The 16,876-nt window shown below is 73.4% G+C and carries 21 protein-coding genes; 19 read left to right on the forward strand and 2 right to left on the reverse strand.

Annotated features, from left to right (window positions below; all coding sequences use genetic code 11):
- Window positions 1-4: 4 nt before the first annotated feature.
- Window positions 5-742: an LON peptidase substrate-binding domain-containing protein gene (locus CP968_RS24355; RefSeq protein WP_150520023.1), complete on the reverse strand. Its 738-nt coding sequence runs from the start codon at window positions 740-742 to the stop codon at window positions 5-7.
- A gap of 223 nt (window positions 743-965) precedes the next feature.
- Here CP968_RS24355 and hisD point away from each other — a divergent pair, with 223 nt between their 5' ends.
- Genes hisD through hisF form a run of 8 tightly spaced genes read left to right on the forward strand, consistent with a single transcriptional unit; the run spans window position 966 to window position 6,688 of the window.
- A complete protein-coding gene (gene hisD / locus CP968_RS24360; RefSeq protein ID WP_150520024.1) occupies window positions 966-2,297 on the forward strand; it encodes a histidinol dehydrogenase in 1,332 nt (443 codons plus the stop codon).
- Window positions 2,294-3,409 (forward strand): histidinol-phosphate transaminase, encoded by a 1,116-nt coding sequence (locus CP968_RS24365; RefSeq protein WP_150520025.1) that lies wholly within the window; start codon window positions 2,294-2,296, stop codon window positions 3,407-3,409. The genes hisD and CP968_RS24365 overlap by 4 nt, the downstream gene beginning before the upstream one ends.
- Window positions 3,406-3,999: an imidazoleglycerol-phosphate dehydratase HisB gene (gene hisB / locus CP968_RS24370; RefSeq protein ID WP_150520026.1), complete on the forward strand. Its 594-nt coding sequence runs from the start codon at window positions 3,406-3,408 to the stop codon at window positions 3,997-3,999. Before CP968_RS24365 ends, hisB begins: the two co-directional genes overlap by 4 nt.
- A gap of 2 nt (window positions 4,000-4,001) precedes the next feature.
- Entirely contained in the window at window positions 4,002-4,169 is a 168-nt protein-coding gene (locus CP968_RS34190; RefSeq protein WP_167536843.1) for a hypothetical protein, read from the forward strand.
- Complete coding sequence (hisH, locus tag CP968_RS24375) at window positions 4,166-4,816, forward strand: imidazole glycerol phosphate synthase subunit HisH (protein WP_150520027.1); 651 nt, start codon at window positions 4,166-4,168, stop codon at window positions 4,814-4,816. Before CP968_RS34190 ends, hisH begins: the two co-directional genes overlap by 4 nt.
- Window positions 4,816-5,544 (forward strand): bifunctional 1-(5-phosphoribosyl)-5-((5-phosphoribosylamino)methylideneamino)imidazole-4-carboxamide isomerase/phosphoribosylanthranilate isomerase PriA, encoded by a 729-nt coding sequence (gene priA / locus CP968_RS24380; RefSeq protein WP_150520028.1) that lies wholly within the window; start codon window positions 4,816-4,818, stop codon window positions 5,542-5,544. Before hisH ends, priA begins: the two co-directional genes overlap by 1 nt.
- Complete coding sequence (locus tag CP968_RS24385) at window positions 5,541-5,936, forward strand: RidA family protein (protein WP_150520029.1); 396 nt, start codon at window positions 5,541-5,543, stop codon at window positions 5,934-5,936. The genes priA and CP968_RS24385 overlap by 4 nt, the downstream gene beginning before the upstream one ends.
- Window positions 5,933-6,688 carry an imidazole glycerol phosphate synthase subunit HisF gene (hisF, locus tag CP968_RS24390; RefSeq protein WP_150520030.1) on the forward strand — a complete coding sequence of 252 codons (756 nt, stop codon included), beginning with the start codon at window positions 5,933-5,935 and terminating at the stop codon, window positions 6,686-6,688. The genes CP968_RS24385 and hisF overlap by 4 nt, the downstream gene beginning before the upstream one ends.
- A 238-nt stretch (window positions 6,689-6,926) precedes the next feature.
- On the opposite strand, the gene CP968_RS24395 is transcribed toward hisF, so the two are convergent.
- The gene (locus tag CP968_RS24395) at window positions 6,927-7,559 is read right to left on the reverse strand and encodes a TIGR03085 family metal-binding protein (RefSeq protein ID WP_150520031.1); all 633 of its coding nucleotides are present in this window, start codon (window positions 7,557-7,559) and stop codon (window positions 6,927-6,929) included.
- 92 nt (window positions 7,560-7,651) lie between these two features.
- Here CP968_RS24395 and hisI point away from each other — a divergent pair, with 92 nt between their 5' ends.
- From hisI to lgt, 11 genes are all read left to right on the forward strand, one after another.
- Entirely contained in the window at window positions 7,652-8,029 is a 378-nt protein-coding gene (gene hisI, locus CP968_RS24400) for a phosphoribosyl-AMP cyclohydrolase (protein ID WP_150520032.1), read from the forward strand.
- Between the two features lie 12 nt (window positions 8,030-8,041).
- On the forward strand, window positions 8,042-9,532 hold the full coding sequence (locus tag CP968_RS24405; RefSeq protein ID WP_150520033.1) for an anthranilate synthase component I: 1,491 nt from the start codon (window positions 8,042-8,044) through the stop codon (window positions 9,530-9,532).
- A 14-nt stretch (window positions 9,533-9,546) separates the two neighbouring features.
- The gene (locus CP968_RS24410; protein WP_150520034.1) at window positions 9,547-10,266 is read left to right on the forward strand and encodes a TIGR02234 family membrane protein; all 720 of its coding nucleotides are present in this window, start codon (window positions 9,547-9,549) and stop codon (window positions 10,264-10,266) included.
- Window positions 10,267-10,347: 81 nt separating this feature from the next.
- A complete protein-coding gene (locus CP968_RS24415; protein WP_150520035.1) occupies window positions 10,348-10,599 on the forward strand; it encodes an HGxxPAAW family protein in 252 nt (83 codons plus the stop codon).
- 70 nt (window positions 10,600-10,669) lie between these two features.
- A complete protein-coding gene (locus CP968_RS24420; RefSeq protein ID WP_150520036.1) occupies window positions 10,670-11,143 on the forward strand; it encodes a DUF2752 domain-containing protein in 474 nt (157 codons plus the stop codon).
- A 172-nt stretch (window positions 11,144-11,315) separates the two neighbouring features.
- The gene (gene trpC, locus CP968_RS24425) at window positions 11,316-12,125 is read left to right on the forward strand and encodes an indole-3-glycerol phosphate synthase TrpC (protein WP_150520037.1); all 810 of its coding nucleotides are present in this window, start codon (window positions 11,316-11,318) and stop codon (window positions 12,123-12,125) included.
- Window positions 12,126-12,190: 65 nt separating this feature from the next.
- Window positions 12,191-12,346 carry a tryptophan biosynthesis modulator TrpM gene (trpM, locus tag CP968_RS35020; RefSeq protein ID WP_373304068.1) on the forward strand — a complete coding sequence of 52 codons (156 nt, stop codon included), beginning with the start codon at window positions 12,191-12,193 and terminating at the stop codon, window positions 12,344-12,346.
- A gap of 187 nt (window positions 12,347-12,533) precedes the next feature.
- Window positions 12,534-13,775, forward strand: coding sequence for a tryptophan synthase subunit beta (gene trpB / locus CP968_RS24435; RefSeq protein WP_150520039.1), 1,242 nt, complete (start codon window positions 12,534-12,536; stop codon window positions 13,773-13,775).
- Window positions 13,772-14,587, forward strand: coding sequence for a tryptophan synthase subunit alpha (trpA, locus tag CP968_RS24440; protein WP_150520040.1), 816 nt, complete (start codon window positions 13,772-13,774; stop codon window positions 14,585-14,587). Before trpB ends, trpA begins: the two co-directional genes overlap by 4 nt.
- A gap of 94 nt (window positions 14,588-14,681) precedes the next feature.
- A complete protein-coding gene (locus CP968_RS24445) occupies window positions 14,682-15,650 on the forward strand; it encodes a DsbA family protein (protein WP_150520041.1) in 969 nt (322 codons plus the stop codon).
- An 87-nt stretch (window positions 15,651-15,737) separates the two neighbouring features.
- Window positions 15,738-16,874 (forward strand): prolipoprotein diacylglyceryl transferase, encoded by a 1,137-nt coding sequence (gene lgt, locus CP968_RS24450; protein WP_167536844.1) that lies wholly within the window; start codon window positions 15,738-15,740, stop codon window positions 16,872-16,874.
- Window positions 16,875-16,876 lie beyond the last annotated feature (2 nt).

Raw genomic sequence — 16,876 nt, forward strand, 5'->3', positions numbered from 1 at the left:
GCCGTCAGTTCGGGCTGGTGGGGCTGCGGGTCAGCTCCACCGCCGGCAGCGACGGGAGGTGGCGGATCACCGCGGTCTCCGCGCGCAGCAGCTTCAGCTCCTCCGCCAGCCGCGTCGCGGTGTCCGGGGCCTGGAGCAGCCGCTGCTTGGCCGGGATGTCCAGCACCGCCGCCGCGGCCACCAGGTACGACACCACCGAGGGCTCGTCGGGCAGCTCCGCGCCGGTCAGGGACCGCTCGCGGGCGCCGGCCAACCGCTTCTGGTAGGCGCGGAAGGCCCGCAGCACCCCTTCGGCCAGCGTGCCCGCGCCGTCGCCCGCGTCCTCCGGGAGCTCCTCCAGCTCCGCCGTCAGGTACGGGCCCGAGGAGTCCACCGACACCAGCCGGACCCGCGAGGTGCCGGTCGCCAGGACCTCGAAGCTGCCGTCCTCCCGCTCCCGGATCGTCGCCGCGTCCGCGATGCAGCCCACCCGGTGGAAGGCCTGGATCGGGTCCGCGCCGAAGCCGGCGGCCGGGCCGCGCTCGGGCAGCGCCGTCAGGTCCGGGAGGCCGGGCGCGGTGGGCGCCACCTCCCGGCCGTCGCGGATCGCGACGACCGCGAAACGGCGCGGCTCGTCGTCGCCCGTCTTCAGCAGCTCGCGCATCATGGCGCGATAGCGCTCCTCGAAGATGTTCAGCGGGAGGACGAGTCCCGGGAACAGCACCGAGTTCAAGGGGAAGAGGGGCAGGCGAACGGTGGTCACGAGGCACAGGGTAATGGCCGCGGGGCCGGGAGGGGTCCCGGAGCCGGTGGCCGGCGACGGCCCGCCCCGGCCCGCCGCGGCCCGCGCGCGCCGTCCCGCACGCGCCACCCCGGCGCCCCGTCCGCCGGGCGGGCACGCCGTGCGACGCCCGTGACGCACGGGACATGTATCAGCCAGTGATACGGGCGAACGGTGGCGGGAAGCGGTCTGAGAGAATTGCGGTGTGATCTCTCGTATCGACCTGCGCGGTGACACCCTCCCCGAGGGTGGCGCCCTGCGCGACCTGCTGCCCCGTGCCGAGTTCGACGTGGAAGCCGCCCTGGAGAAGGTGCGGCCCATCTGCGAGGACGTCCACCATCGCGGTACGGCGGCGCTGATCGAGTACGCGCGCACGTTCGACGGCGTCGAACTCGCGCAGGTCCGGGTACCCGCACAGGCCCTCGCGGACGCCCTGGAACAGCTCGACCCCGCCGTCCGCGCCGCCCTGGAGGAGTCGATCCGGCGCGCCCGGATCGTGCACCGCGCGCAGCGCCGCACCGAGCACACCACCCAGGTGGTCCCCGGCGGCACCGTCACCGAGAAGTGGATCCCGGTCGAGCGCGTGGGCCTCTACGCCCCGGGCGGCCGCTCGGTCTACCCGTCCTCCGTCGTGATGAACGTCGTACCGGCCCAGGAGGCGGGCGTCGAGTCGATCGCGCTCGCGTCCCCGCCGCAGAAGGAGTTCGGCGGACTGCCGCACCCGACGATCCTCGCCGCCTGCGCGCTGCTCGGCGTGGACGAGGTGTACGCGGCCGGCGGCGCCGTCGCCGTCGCGATGTTCGCGTACGGGACCACCGGCCCCGACGGCTGCCCGCCCGTGAACATGGTGACCGGCCCCGGCAACATCTGGGTCGCCGCCGCCAAGCGCTACTTCACCGGCCGCATCGGCATCGACACCGAGGCCGGCCCCACCGAGATCGCCGTCCTCGCCGACGCCACGGCCGACCCCGTGCACGTCGCCGCCGACCTCATCAGCCAGGCCGAGCACGACCCGCTCGCCGCGGCCGTCCTCGTCACCGATTCCGCCGAGCTCGCCGCCGCCGTCGAGAAGGAACTGGAGCCGCAGGTCGCGGCCTCCAAGCACGTCGAGGACCGGATCAGGCCCGCGCTCGCCGGCCGCCAGTCCGCGATCGTCCTCGTCGACAGCCTGGAGGACGGCCTCAAGGTCGTCGACGCCTACGGCGCCGAGCACCTGGAGGTGCAGACCGCCGACGCCGCCGCCTGGGCCGCCCGCGTGCGCAACGCCGGCGCGATCTTCGTCGGCGCCTGGTCCCCGGTCTCCCTCGGCGACTACTGCGCCGGCTCCAACCACGTGCTGCCCACCGCCGGCTGCGCCTGCCACTCCTCCGGCCTGTCCGTGCAGTCCTTCCTGCGCGGCGTGCACATCGTCGACTACACCCGCGACGCCCTCGCCGAGGTCACCCACCACGTGGTGGCGCTCGCCGAGGCCGAGGACCTGCCCGCACACGGCGCCGCCCTGAAGGCGCGCTTCGGCTGGAAGGTGCCCGGCCAGTGACCCGCGACCTCGGCATCGACGACCTCCCCATCCGGGACGAACTGCGCGGCAAGAGCCCGTACGGCGCCCCGCAGCTCGACGTGCCCGTCCAGCTCAACACCAACGAGAACCCCTACGAGCTCCCCCCGGAGCTCGTCGCCCGCATCGCCGAACGCGTGGCCGCAGCCGCCCGCACCCTCAACCGCTACCCCGACCGGGACGCCGTCGAGCTGCGCACCGAGCTCGCCGCCTACCTCACCCGGACCGGCAGGCACCCCGTCGCCCGGGAGAACGTCTGGGCCGCCAACGGCTCAAACGAGGTCATCCAGCAGCTGCTGCAGACCTTCGGCGGACCCGGCCGCACCGCGATCGGCTTCGAGCCCTCCTACTCGATGCACGCGCTGATCGCCCGCGGCACCGGCACCGGCTGGATCTCCGGCCCCCGCCGCGCGGACTTCACCATCGACACCGCCGCCGCCGAACGGGCCGTCGCCGAGCACCGGCCGGACGTCGTCTTCATCACCTCGCCCAACAACCCCACGGGCACCGCGGTCGCGGCCGAGACGGTCCTCGCGCTGTACGAGGCCGCCCAGGCGGCCAAGCCGTCCCTCGTCGTCGTCGACGAGGCCTACGTGGAGTTCAGCCACCGCGACTCCCTGCTGCCCCTCATCGAGGGCCGGCCGAACCTCGTGGTCTCCCGGACCATGTCCAAGGCCTTCGGCGCCGCCGGACTGCGCCTGGGCTACCTCGCGGCGCACCCCGCCGTGGTCGACGCCGTCCAGCTGGTGCGCCTGCCGTACCACCTGTCCGCCGTCACCCAGGCCACCGCGCTGGCCGCCCTGGAGCACACCGACACCCTCCTGGGCTACGTGGAGCAGCTCAAGGCCGAGCGCGACCGCCTCGTCACCGAACTGCGGGCCGCCGGGTTCGACGTCACCGAATCCGACGCGAACTTCATCCAGTTCGGGACGTTCGACGACTCCCACACCGCATGGCAGAAGATCCTCGACCGGGGCGTCCTGGTCCGGGACAACGGCGTGCCGGGATGGCTGCGGGTCACCGCCGGCACCCCGGCCGAGAACGACGCGTTCCTGGAAGCGGTTCGCGCACTGAAGAAGGAGCAGCACGCATGAGCCGCATCGGACGGGTCGAACGGACCACGAAGGAGACCTCCGTCGTCGTCGAGATAAACCTCGACGGCACCGGCAAGGTCGACGTCTCGACGGGCGTGGGCTTCTACGACCACATGCTCGACCAGCTCGGCCGCCACGGCCTCTTCGACCTCACCGTCAAGACCGAGGGCGACCTGCACATCGACAGCCACCACACCATCGAGGACAGCGCCCTCGCGCTGGGCGCCGCCTTCAGGCAGGCCCTCGGCGACAAGGTCGGCATCTACCGCTTCGGCAACTGCACCGTGCCGCTCGACGAGTCCCTCGCCCAGGTGACCGTCGACCTCTCCGGCCGCCCCTACCTCGTGCACACCGAGCCCGAGAACATGGCGCCGATGATCGGCGCGTACGACACCACGATGACCCGGCACATCTTCGAGTCCTTCGTCGCCCAGGCCCAGATCGCCCTGCACATCCACGTCCCCTACGGCCGCAACGCGCACCACATCGTGGAGTGCCAGTTCAAGGCCCTGGCCCGGGCCCTGCGCTACGCCGCCGAGTTCGACCCGCGCGCCGCGGGCATCCTTCCCTCCACGAAGGGCGCCCTCTAACCGTGACCGGCCTCAACACCATCCTCATCGTCGTCGGCCTCTTCCTGGCCGGCGGCGTGTACTCCTTCCAGAAGCAGAAGATGCCCCTCTCGGTCGTCATCCTGCTCGCCTTCGGCTCCGTGATGTGCCTCGCCGCCGGAGTCCTGCGCATCCAAGGAATCTGGGAATGAGCACCACCCGACCCACCAAGAAGGTCGTCGTCTTCGACTACGGCTTCGGCAACGTCCGCTCCGCCGAACGCGCCCTCGCGCGCGTCGGCGCGGACGTCGAGATCACCCGCGACTACGACCGGGCCATGGACGCCGACGGACTCCTCGTCCCCGGCGTCGGCGCCTTCTCCGCCTGCATGCGGGGGCTCAAGGACGCCCGCGGCGACTGGATCATCGGCCGCAGGCTCTCCGGCGGCCGCCCCGTCATGGGCATCTGCGTCGGCATGCAGATCCTCTTCGAGCGGGGCATCGAGCACGGCGTCGAGACCGAGGGCCTCGACGAGTGGCCCGGCACCGTCGGCCCGCTGAAGGCCCCGATCGTCCCCCACATGGGCTGGAACACCGTCGAGGCCCCCGCCGACAGCCAGGCCTTCGCCGGCCTCGACGCCGACGCCCGGTTCTACTTCGTGCACTCGTACGCGGCCCGCGACTGGAGCCTGGAGGTCACCAACCCGGCCATCCGCGCCCCCCGCGTCACCTGGGCCACCCACGGCGAACCCTTTGTCGCGGCGGTGGAGAACGGCGCCCTGTGGGCCACCCAGTTCCACCCCGAGAAGTCCGGCGACGCCGGGGCCCAGCTCCTCACCAACTGGATCGAGACCCTCTGATGCCGAAGACCCTTGAGCTGCTGCCCGCGGTCGACGTCCGCGACGGACAGGCCGTCCGCCTCGTCCACGGGGTGTCCGGCAGCGAGACCTCCTACGGCTCCCCGCTCGACGCGGCCCTCGCCTGGCAGGCCTCCGGCGCCGAATGGCTCCACCTCGTCGACCTCGACGCCGCCTTCGGCACCGGCGACAACCGGGCCCTGGTCGCCGAGATCACCGGCGCCATGGACATCAAGGTCGAACTCTCCGGAGGCATCCGCGACGACGCCTCGCTCGCCGCGGCCCTCGCCACCGGCTGCACCCGCGTCAACCTCGGCACCGCCGCCCTGGAGACCCCCGAGTGGGCCGCCCGGGCCATCGCCGAGCACGGCGACCGCATCGCGGTCGGCCTCGACGTCCGCGGCACCACCCTCAAGGGCCGCGGCTGGACCAGCGAGGGCGGCGACCTCTACGAGACCCTCGCCCGCCTCGACGCCGAGGGCTGCGCCCGCTACGTCGTCACCGACATCGGCAAGGACGGCACACTCACCGGCCCCAACCTGGAGCTGCTGAAGAACGTCTGCGCCGCCACCGACCGCCCCGTCGTCGCCTCCGGCGGCATCTCCTCCCTCGACGACCTGCGCGCCCTGTCCGCGCTCGTCCCGCAGGGCGTGGAGGGCGCCATCGTCGGCAAGGCCCTGTACGCCAAGGCCTTCACCCTGGAAGAAGCCCTGAAGGTGGTCTCCGCATGAGTTCGGACGCCGTACGCCGCATCTCCTCCGGCGGCCCCTACGAGGACGCCATCGGCTACTCCCGGGCCGTCCGCCTCCCCAACGGCCTGGTCCTCGTCTCCGGCTGCACCGCGGCCGACGGAGGCGGCCCGTACGACCAGGCCGTCGCCGCCTTCGGCGTGGCCTTCGACGCGCTCGCCCAGGCCGGACTCGGCCCCGAGCACGTGGTGCGCACCCGGATGTACATCACCCACGCCCGCGACGTGGACGACGTCGGCCGCGCCCACAAGGAGCTCTTCGACGCCGTCCGCCCCGCCGCCTCCATGATCATCGTCTCCGGCTTCGTCGACCCGGGCATGGTCGTCGAGGTGGAGGTCGAGGCCTTCGGCCCGGTGGGGGAGGAGTCCGCATGACCCTCGCGGTACGCGTGATCCCCTGCCTGGACGTGGACAACGGCCGGGTCGTCAAGGGCGTCAACTTCCAGAACCTGCGCGATGCCGGAGACCCGGTGGAGATGGCCAAGCTGTACGACGCCGAGGGCGCCGACGAGCTGACCTTCCTCGACATCACCGCCTCCTCCGGCAACCGCGAGACCACCTACGACGTGGTGCGCCGCACCGCCGAGCAGGTCTTCATCCCGCTCACCGTGGGCGGCGGGGTCCGCACCGCGGACGACGTGGACAGGCTGCTGCGCGCCGGAGCGGACAAGGTCGGTGTGAACACCGCCGCCATCGCCCGCCCCGAACTCATCCAGGAGATCGCGGAACGCTTCGGCCGCCAGGTGCTCGTCCTGTCCGTGGACGCGCGGCGCACCGCCGCCGGCACCTTCGAGGTCACCACGCACGGCGGCCGCCGGGGCACGGGCCTCGACGCGGTCGAGTGGGCCCACCGGGCGGCCGAGCTGGGCGCCGGGGAGATCCTGCTGAACTCGATGGACGCGGACGGCACGAAGGACGGCTACGACACCGAGATGATCGCGGCCGTCCGCAAGCACGTCACCGTCCCGGTGATCGCCTCGGGCGGCGCCGGCGAGCTGGCCCACTTCCCGCCGGCCATCGCGGCGGGTGCCGACGCGGTGCTGGCGGCGTCCGTGTTCCACTTCGGCGACCTCCGCATCTCCCAGGTCAAGGCCGCCCTCCAGGAGGCCGGCCACCCGATCCGCTGACCGGGTGACTCCGTCGGGGGCGGGGCCGGCGGCCTACCCGTACCGTCCCCGTCAGAGCCCCGCCCCACGGCCCCCGGACGGACCCGGGCTGGTGGGGGTGCGGGGACGGTGGCGGGTGTCCCCGCAGGCGAAGCGGACGAAGCGCCGAGGCGCGTACCGGTACCGCCCGGGCCCGAGCCGAGGCCGCCCGGGCCCGGGCCCCGCCCAGGCCCGCGCCCGCGCACCCGGCGCCCCGGCGTCAGAGGCCCAGTTCCGCCGTCGCCAGTTTCGCCACCGCCTCCGGCTCGCCGTCCAGCGACACCGCCGCCGCGGCCTGCCGCCCGAAGCAGAACAGCGTCAGTTCACCGGGCTCGCCCGTGACCGTCACCACCGGCACCCCCTTGCGCGCCACCGCCGTCCGGCCGTCCGGCCGCCGCAGGACCAGGCCCACCGGCGAGCGCCGCCCCGTCAGCCGGGCCAGCTTCTCCAGCCGGGACCACAGGGAGTCCGCGAACACCGGGTCCACGTCCCGCGGCGACCAGTCCGGCTGCGCCCGCCGGACGTCCTCCGCGTGCACGTAGAACTCCACCGCGTTCGCCGCCTCGTCGACCTGCTTCAGCGCGTACACCGACAGCTTCGGCGGGCCCGTCCGGATCAGCTGGACGAGCTCCTCGTACGGCTTGGCCGTGTACTCCGCCATCGTCCGTTCCAGCCGCGCCTTCAGCGCGCCCAGCAACAGGCCGCCCGCGGCGTCCGGCCGCCGCTCGCGGATCACGACGTGTGCCGCGAGGTCCCGGCAGGTCCAGCCGGCGCACAGCGTCGGCGCCTCCGGTCCGGCCGACTCCAACAGGTCCGCCAGCAGCAGGCGTTCACGCTTCGCATGGGTAGACATGCGGGCCAGCCTACGGCCGGAACCGGCCCGGTGCCCGTTCATCAGGCGGACGGCGATCCTCGGCGGAGCCGCCCGCCCGGCACAATGGCCGCATGAGTACGTCCTCCCGCCCCGGCAACCTCGACCCCGCCATCGCCGCGCGCCTCAAGCGTTCCGCCGACGGCCTGGTACCGGCCATCGCCCAGCAGTACGACACCGGTGAGGTGCTCATGCTCGGGTGGATGGACGACGAGGCCCTGCACCGCACGCTGACCACCGGCCGCTGCACCTACTGGTCCCGCAGCCGGCGGGAGTACTGGGTGAAGGGGGATACTTCCGGCCACTTCCAGCACGTGAAGTCCGTCGCCCTCGACTGCGACGCGGACACCGTACTCGTCAAGGTCGACCAGGTCGGAGCCGCCTGCCACACCGGCACCCGGACCTGTTTCGACACCGACGTCCTCCCGATCGCCGCTGCCGAGAACAGGTAGGTTTCGCACGCCATGGATCTTGAGACGTTCCGCAAGCTCGCGGCCGACCGCCGCGTCATCCCCGTGAGCCGCAAGCTGCTGGCCGACGGGGACACGCCCGTCGGGCTCTACCGCAAGCTCGCCGCCGAACGCCCGGGGACCTTCCTGCTGGAGTCGGCCGAGAACGGCCGCTCCTGGTCCCGCTACTCCTTCGTCGGCGTGCGCAGCGACGCGACCCTCACGGTGCGCGACGGCCAGGCGCACTGGATCGGCACCCCGCCCGTGGGCGTCCCCACCGGCGGCGATCCGCTGGACGCGCTGCGGGCGACCGTGGAGGCCCTGCACACCCCCCGCGACGCCGCGGGCGGGGCGCCGCCGTTCACCGGCGGCATGGTGGGCTACCTCGGCTACGACATCGTCCGCCGCCTGGAGCGGATCGGCGAGCACACCACGGACGACCTCGAACTGCCCGAGCTGACCATGCTGCTCACCTCGGACCTGGCGGTCCTGGACCACTGGGACGGCACCGTCCGGCTCATCGCGAACGCGATCAACCACAACGACCTGGAATCAGGGGTCGACGAGGCGTACGCGGACGCCGTCGCGCGCCTCGACACCATGGAGGCCGACCTGGCGCGGCCCGCCCCCTACACCCCGACCCCGCTGCCCGTCTCCGAGCTGCCGGAGTTCTCCGCGCTGTGGGGCGGTGAGAAGTACCGGGCGGCGGTCGAGGACGTCAAGGAGCGGATCCGGGCCGGCGAGGCCTTCCAGGTGGTGCCCTCGCAGCGGTTCGAGACCCCGTGCCGGGCCTCGGCGCTGGACGTCTACCGGGTGCTGCGGGCCACCAACCCGTCCCCGTACATGTACCTGTTCCGCTTCGAGAACGGCTTCGACGTCGTCGGCTCCAGCCCCGAGGCGCTGGTGAAGGTCGAGGACGGCCGGGCCATGGTCCACCCCATCGCCGGCACCCGGCACCGCGGGGCGACCCCGCAGGAGGACCACGAGCTGGCCGAGGAACTGCTGGCCGACCCCAAGGAGCGCGCCGAGCACCTCATGCTCGTCGACCTCGGCCGCAACGACCTCGGCCGGGTCTGCGAGCCGGGCTCCGTCGAGGTCGTCGACTTCATGTCCGTGGAGCGGTACTCGCACGTCATGCACATCGTGTCCACGGTCACCGGCCGGGTCGCGCAGGGCCGCACCGCCTTCGACGTGCTCACCGCGTGCTTCCCGGCCGGCACCCTCTCCGGCGCGCCGAAGCCCCGGGCCATGCAGATCATCGAGGAGCTGGAGCCCTCCCGCCGCGGCCTGTACGGCGGCTGCGTCGGCTACCTGGACTTCGCCGGGGACTCCGACACGGCCATCGCCATCCGCACCGCGCTGCTGCGCGACGGAACGGCGTACGTCCAGGCGGGGGCCGGGGTGGTGGCCGACTCGGTGCCGGAGCTGGAGGACCAGGAGTGCCGCAACAAGGCGGCGGCCGTGCTCCGCGCGGTCGGAGCGGCCAACCGCCTCCACGGCGCCTGAGGGCGTAGGGGATAGTGGGGTACGTGAGTGCCGTACCCCCGCCCCGAACCGATGCCGCCGCCGACGCCGCGCACGACCCCGACGCCGCGCACACCGCAGGCGCCGCACCGAACGCCGACGCCGCGCCGGACGCCGCACCGGACGCGGGCCGCCGCGGCGGCCGCCGCAGCGTGGCCGCCGCCCTGCTGCTCGGCGCGCTCGGCGCCACCGTCGTCCTGCTGGCCTCCGGCCGGACCTGGGCCCGCGGCACCGCGGCCCTGGGCTCCGACGCGCTGCCGCTGACCGCCGACGGGCGGGCCGTCACCGGGCTGCCCGCCTCCCTGGCCATCGTGGGCCTCGCCGCGCTGGTCGCGGTGTTCGCGGTACGGGGCAGGAGCCGGCTCCTGGTGTCCGGGCTGCTGGCGCTCAGCGGGCTCGGCGCCGTGCTGGCCGCGCTCTTCGCCGCCGACGGCCGGCAGGCCCTGGACGCCGAGGCGGCCCGGACGACGGCGGACGCGGCCGCGCACGTGGCCGGGCTGACGCAGACCGCGTGGCCGCACGTCACGGCGGCCGGCGGCGCCCTGATCCTGCTCGCCGGGCTGCTGGCGCTGCGGTTCGGGAAGGCGTGGCCCTCGATGGGCGGACGCTACGAGCGCGACGGCAGTCCTCGTACCCGTACGGTCGCGCCGGTCGACCCCGACCGGCCGGAGGATCTGTGGAAGGCTCTGGACCGCGGCGAGGACCCGACCCGCTGACCGACCCCCCTGCCCGGTGCGGGACAATGACACCGAGCGTTCGACACAGCACGTGCGACAGATCAACGAGGAGAGCAACTCATGGCGGGCACTAGCCACGGACACACCCCGGCCGCCTGGACCGGTGTAATGATCGCCTTCATCGGTTTCTGCATCTCCGGCGCCTTCATGGTGCTGGCGAACCCGCTCGGTTTCTGGGCCGGCCTCGTCGTCGTCGTCCTCGGCGGTGTCGTCGGCATGGCGATGAAGGCGGCGGGCATGGGCGCGCCGAAGACCACGCACCGCGACCTGGCCGAGGTCATCGCCGCCTCCAAGACCACGGTCAAGGTCTGAGCGGGCGGTCCTGAGGAAGGCGCGGCCCCGCCGGGCTGCGCCTTTCGGCACGACCGGGGAGAATCGCCGGGTGGACGCCTCCCGCACTCCCGAAGCCGTACCGCCGCCCCCGCCTCCCGGGGCCCCGGGACCCCCCGTACGGCCCTCCCGGGCGCGCCGGCTGGCCGCTCCGGCGCTGACCCTGGCGGGGGCCGTCGCGGCCTTCGCGTACGTCGGCGCCGTGGACCCGAACGAACCGGGCCACTACCCGGTCTGCCCGCTCTTCCGGCTGACGGGCGTGCTCTGTCCCGGCTGCGGGGGCCTGCGCAGCGCGCACGCGTTCGCCCACGGCGATCTGGCCACCGCTGTGGGGGCGAACGCCCTCGCGGTCGCCGGTTATCTCGTCTTCGCCGCGTTCACCGCCCTGTGGCTGGTCCGCGCCGTCCGCGGCGGTCCGGTTCCGCGGCTCGCCGTGAAGCCGCCGTACTGGTGGGTCCTGGGCGCCGCGGCCCTGGTCTTCGCGGTCGTCCGGAACTTTCCCTTCGGCTCCGCGCTGGCGCCCTGAGGTCCGCGCGCAGCGGCTGTGAAGCCCCGATTCCGAATGTCCAATTGCTGGGACGCGGTCAACCGGGTGCGGAGGGCGGCGCGGGCTGCGGATACCATTTGAGTGCCGACCTTGCGGTGGAACGTGTCTGCAAGGCGGCCGACCGTCATCGACCCGGAAGGGGGCCGCTCGCGTGAGTGTGCTCGACGAGATCATCGAAGGGGTCCGCGAAGACCTTGCCGAACGGCAGTCCCGCGTCAGCCTCGACGAGCTCAAGGAGCGTGCCGCCAAGGCGCCCCAGGCCAAGGACGGCGTCGCCGCACTGCGCGGTGACAGCGTCAAGGTGATCTGCGAGGTCAAGCGCTCCAGCCCGTCCAAGGGCGCGCTGGCCGCCATCGCCGATCCGGCCGGGCTCGCCGCCGACTACGAGGCGGGCGGTGCGGCGGTCATCTCCGTCCTCACCGAGCAGCGCCGTTTCGGCGGCTCCCTGGCCGACCTGGAGGCCGTCCGCGCCCGCGTGGACATCCCGATCCTGCGCAAGGACTTCATCGTCACGGCGTACCAGCTGTGGGAGGCGCGCGCCTACGGCGCCGACCTCGCGCTGCTGATCGTCGCGGCCCTGGAGCAGGAGGCCCTCGTCTCCCTCATCGAGCGGGCCGAGTCCATCGGCCTGACCCCGCTCGTCGAGGTCCACGACGAGGAGGAAGTGGAGCGCGCGGTCGCCGCCGGAGCGAAGATCATCGGCGTCAACGCCCGCAACCTCAAGGACCTGAAGGTCGACCGCTCCACCTTCGAGCGCGTCGTCCAGGAGATCCCGGCCCACATCGTCAAGATCGCCGAATCCGGCATCCGCGGGCCGCACGACCTGATCGCCTACGCCAACGAGGGCGCCGACGCCGTCCTCGTCGGGGAGTCCCTGGTGACCGGACGCGACCCGAAGGCGGCCGTGGCCGACCTCGTCGCCGCCGGCGCCCACCCCGCCCTGCGCCACGGGCGGAGCTGACCCGTCCCGTGAACCACGACCGCCCCTCCGTCCGCACCCGACCCGGCCGCCGCGGCCCGGTCGGCGTGCCGACGGCGCACGCGCCGCTGGCGCGCGGCTGCCGCCCCCGCGGCTGCCGCGCCCCGGCCCGGCGGGTGCACGGGCGGCGGGTCCGGTACGTGATCGGCTCCGAGCCCGGTCAGGTCAACGGCATGCGATGGCGGCGCGGCAGCGCGCCGTAACGAGGAGCGCCGCGCGGTGGACGCCGCACGGCCCCCGTACGGCCCGTCGACCCCGAGCCGCCGGCTCCGGGCACGGGCCGCTCCGCACCGTATTCAGGCACGCCGAAAGGTGTGTGGGCCACGGGCGGGCGGCGCACTACGGTGAAGACCACTTCCGCCGCACCACGCACCCGTAGGAGCACTGGACATGTCCAGCGAGTTCTTCATCCCGGACCCGGAGGGTCACACTCCCGACACCGAGGGTTACTTCGGTGACTTCGGCGGCAAGTTCATCCCGGAGGCGCTCGTCGCCGCCGTGGACGAGGTCGCCGTCGAGTACGAGAAGGCCAAGGGCGACCCGACCTTCACGGCCGAGCTCAACGAGCTGATGGTCAACTACACCGGCCGCCCCAGCGCCCTCACCGAGGTGCCCCGGTTCGCCGAGCACGCGGGCAACGCGCGGATCTTCCTCAAGCGCGAGGACCTGAACCACACCGGCTCGCACAAGATCAACAACGTGCTGGGCCAGGCCCTGCTCACCCGGCGCATGGGCAAGACCCGGGTCATCGCCGAGACCGGCGCCGGCCAGCACGGCGTGGCCACCGCCACCGCCTGCGCGCTCTTCGGCCTCGACTGCACCATCTACATGGGCGAGATCGACACCGAGCGCCAGGCCCTGAACGTGGCCCGCATGCGCATGCTGGGCGCCGAGGTCATCGCGGTGAAGTCCGGCTCCCGGACCCTGAAGGACGCCATCAACGAGGCGTTCCGCGACTGGGTCGCCAACGTGGACCGGACCCACTACCTCTTCGGCACGGTCGCCGGACCCCACCCCTTCCCCGCCATGGTCCGCGACTTCCACCGGGTGATCGGCGTCGAGGCCCGCCGCCAGATCCTGGAGCGCGCCGGCCGGCTCCCCGACGCCGTCGCGGCCTGCGTCGGCGGCGGTTCCAACGCCATCGGCCTCTTCCACGCCTTCATCCCCGACGCGGACGTCCGCCTCGTCGGCTTCGAGCCCGCCGGGCACGGCGTCGAGACCGGCGAGCACGCGGCCACGCTGACCGCGGGCGAGCCCGGCATCCTGCACGGCTCCCGGTCGTACGTCCTCCAGGACGAGGAGGGCCAGATCACCGAGCCCTACTCCATCTCGGCCGGCCTGGACTACCCGGGCATCGGCCCGGAGCACTCCTACCTCAAGGACTCCGGCCGCGCCGAGTACCGCGCGGTCACCGACGACGCCGCGATGCAGGCCCTGCGCCTGCTCTCCCGCACGGAGGGCATCATCCCGGCCATCGAGTCGGCGCACGCCCTCGCCGGCGCGCTCGACCTGGGCAAGGAGCTGGGCAGGGACGGCCTCGTCGTCGTCAACCTGTCCGGCCGCGGCGACAAGGACATGGACACGGCCGCCCGCTACTTCGGGCTGTACGACGTCGACGGGGAGACGAAGTGAGCACCGGCACCATCCAGCTGCTGAGCGACACGCTCGCCCGCGCCAAGGCCGAGGACCGGGCCGCCCTCGTCGCCTACCTCCCGGCCGGCTTCCCGACCGTCGACGGCGCCGTCGAGGCGGCCAAGGCCGTCATCGCGGGCGGCGCGGACGTGGTCGAGATCGGCCTCCCGCACAGCGACCCGGTCCTGGACGGCGCGATCATCCAGACCGCCGACGACATCGCCCTGCGCGGCGGCGTCAAGATCGCCGACGTGCTGCGCACCGTGCGCGAGGTGCACGAGGCGACCGGCGCGCCGATCCTGGTCATGACGTACTGGAACCCCATCGACCGCTACGGCGTCGAGCGGTTCACCGCGGAGCTCGCCGAGGCGGGCGGCGCCGGCTGCATCCTGCCCGACCTGCCGGTCCAGGAGTCCGGGCTGTGGCGCGAGCACGCGGAGAAGCACGGTCTGGCGACCGTCTTCGTGGTGGCTCCCAGCAGCAAGGACGCCCGTCTGGCCACCATCACCGCGGCCGGCTCCGGCTTCGTCTACGCGGCCTCCCTGATGGGCGTCACCGGCACCCGCGCCTCGGTCGGCGACCAGGCCCAGGAGCTGGTCCGGCGCACCCGCGCCACGACCGACCTGCCCGTCTGCGTCGGCCTGGGCGTCTCCAACGCCGTCCAGGCGAAGGAGGTCGCCGGGTTCGCCGACGGGGTGATCGTCGGCTCGGCCTTCGTGAAGCTGCTGCTGGACGCGCCGGACCTGCCGGCCGGGCTGGCCGCGGTGCGGGCGCTTGCGGGCGAGCTTGCGGAAGGCGTACGCAGGAGCTGACGGGGAGCGGTTCCCGGGCGGGTTCCGTAGCCCGATCGGGTGGAAGTGGGAGCGGGGAGGCACGCGAGTGCCTCCCCGCTTCGTTTGGCGGAACGTGAGCGAGAAGAACGACGGTGCGAACCGCGATGCGACGAAACGATCGGCCCGGGAGCGGCTCCAAGCGGAGCGCGAGCGGGAGAAGACCCGGGACAAGCGGCGGCGGACCCTCGTCGTGTCGGCGGCGGTGGTCGGCGTACTGGGCCTGGCCGCCGTCGTCGGCCTGATCGCGGCCAACACGGGCAAGAGCGGCGGCGGCGAGAAGGCGGGCCCGGTGGTCGCCCCCTCCGGCGCGAGCGGCAAGGACGCGCTCGCCATCCGCACGGGCAAGGACGGCGCCCCGTCCACGCTCACCGTCTGGGAGGACTTCCGCTGCCCGGCCTGCAAGTCCTTCGAGGACAACTACCGCGCCACCGTCCACGACCTGGAGGCCCGGGGCCTGCTCAACGTGGACTACCACATCGTCACCCTCATCGACGGGAACATGACGGGCAGCGGCTCCCTCAAGGCGGCCAACGCGGCGGCCTGCGCCCAGGACGCCGGCAAGTTCCCCGCGTACCACGACGTGCTCTTCCAGAACCAGCCGGAAGAGGTGAACGACGCCTACGGCAAGAACGCCCGGCTGCTGGAGCTCGCGAAGAAGGTGGACGGGCTCGACACCCCGGCCTTCCGCAGCTGCGTGGAGGACGGCACCCACAACAGCTGGGTGGCCAAGTCGCACGAGGCGTTCCGGACCGGCAAATTCCGCGGCACCCCCACCGTGCTCCTCGACGGCAAGGACATCTTCTCCGACCAGGCCAACCCGCTGACCCCGCAGAAGCTCAAGGAGCAGGTGGAGGCCGCGGCCAAGGGCGCGGGCCAAGCCCCGCCGTCGGCGGGCACCCCGTCGGCGACGGCCTCCGCCCCGGGCTCCGGCTCCGGATCCCGGAACCGGGCCACCCCGTCGGCGACGGCCTCCGGCAGCGCCGCGCGGACGGCACCGAAGGGCTCCGCGACCGCGAGCCCGGCCGACGCGCCGCAGGACTGACCGGCCCGCGGGCCATGTGTGGATTTGGTTGCGGCTTGCCGGGCGGTTGCCGTACGCACCGCCCGGCAGGGTAGCGTCAGCTCTGCCATGGACATTGCTTACATCCCCAGCCCGTCGACCGGCGTGATCCATCTCGGACCGATCCCGCTGCGCGGCTACGCGTTCTGCATCATCATCGGCGTCTTCGTCGCCGTCTGGCTCGGCAACCGGCGGTGGGTCGCGCGAGGCGGCAGGCCGGGCACGGTGGCGGACATCGCCGTGTGGGCGGTGCCGTTCGGCCTGGTCGGCGGCCGCCTCTACCACGTGATCACCGACTACCAGCTCTACTTCGGCGAGGGCCGCAACTGGGTCGACGCCTTCAAGATCTGGGAGGGCGGCCTCGGCATCTGGGGTGCCATCGCGCTCGGCGCGGTGGGTGCCTGGATCGGCTGCCGGCTGCGCGGCATCCCGCTGCCGGCCTGGGCCGACGCCCTGGCCCCCGGCATCGCCCTGGCCCAGGCCTGCGGCCGCTGGGGCAACTGGTTCAACCAGGAGCTGTACGGCAGGGCCACCGACCTGCCGTGGGCGGTGGAGATCAGCGCTGGCCCGAACCGCGACGCCGGCACCTACCACCCGACGTTCCTGTACGAGTCGCTGTGGTGCATCGGCGTCGCCCTGCTGGTGATCTGGGCCGACCGCCGCTTCAGGCTCGGCCACGGGCGGGCCTTCGCCCTGTACGTCGCCGCCTACTGCGTGGGCCGCGGCTGGATCGAGTACATGCGCGTCGACGAGGCCCACCACATCCTGGGCCTGCGCCTGAACGTGTGGACCTCGATCGTGGTCTTCGTCCTGGCCGTGGTCTACCTGGTGCTGTCGGCCAGGCTGCGCCCGGGCCGCGAGGAGGTCGTGGAACCGAACGCCGAGCCGGACCCGTCCGCGAAGGACGCCGAGCCCGTCGCCGCCACGGAGGGTGCCGCGGCCGGGGACGGCGCCGCGAAGGACACGGGGTCCGGGAAGGCCGAGCCGAAGGACGCCGCGTCCGAGGACGCCGGCTCCCGGGGCGCCGAGCCGGAGGACGCGCCCGAGGGCGGCGCCGGGTCCGGGGACGCCGGTCCGCAGGACGCCCCCGCGAAGGCCGACGGCGCCGCCGCCGAGCCGAAGTCGACGGTCCTGACCAAGAACGGCTCCGCCGCCGACCCGGCCGCACCGGCCGGGGACCAGGCCCCGGGTACCGGGAAGCACTGACC

It is taken from the genome of Streptomyces subrutilus (assembly GCF_008704535.1).
GTDB lineage: Bacteria > Actinomycetota > Actinomycetes > Streptomycetales > Streptomycetaceae > Streptomyces > Streptomyces subrutilus.

Excerpts from the sequence above, each read along its gene's own strand:
- hisH (WP_150520027.1), top strand. The coding sequence starts at position 4,166 with ATGAGCACCACCCGACCCACCAAGAAGGTCGTCGTCTTCGACTACGGC.
- CP968_RS24395 (WP_150520031.1), bottom strand. The coding sequence starts at position 7,559 with ATGTCTACCCATGCGAAGCGTGAACGCCTGCTGCTGGCGGACCTGTTG.
- lgt (WP_167536844.1), top strand. The coding sequence starts at position 15,738 with ATGGACATTGCTTACATCCCCAGCCCGTCGACCGGCGTGATCCATCTC.
- CP968_RS24415 (WP_150520035.1), top strand. The coding sequence starts at position 10,348 with ATGGCGGGCACTAGCCACGGACACACCCCGGCCGCCTGGACCGGTGTA.
- hisB (WP_150520026.1), top strand. The coding sequence starts at position 3,406 with ATGAGCCGCATCGGACGGGTCGAACGGACCACGAAGGAGACCTCCGTC.
- hisF (WP_150520030.1), top strand. The coding sequence starts at position 5,933 with ATGACCCTCGCGGTACGCGTGATCCCCTGCCTGGACGTGGACAACGGC.
- hisI (WP_150520032.1), top strand. The coding sequence starts at position 7,652 with ATGAGTACGTCCTCCCGCCCCGGCAACCTCGACCCCGCCATCGCCGCG.
- priA (WP_150520028.1), top strand. The coding sequence starts at position 4,816 with ATGCCGAAGACCCTTGAGCTGCTGCCCGCGGTCGACGTCCGCGACGGA.
- CP968_RS24385 (WP_150520029.1), top strand. The coding sequence starts at position 5,541 with ATGAGTTCGGACGCCGTACGCCGCATCTCCTCCGGCGGCCCCTACGAG.
- CP968_RS24405 (WP_150520033.1), top strand. The coding sequence starts at position 8,042 with ATGGATCTTGAGACGTTCCGCAAGCTCGCGGCCGACCGCCGCGTCATC.
- trpB (WP_150520039.1), top strand. The coding sequence starts at position 12,534 with ATGTCCAGCGAGTTCTTCATCCCGGACCCGGAGGGTCACACTCCCGAC.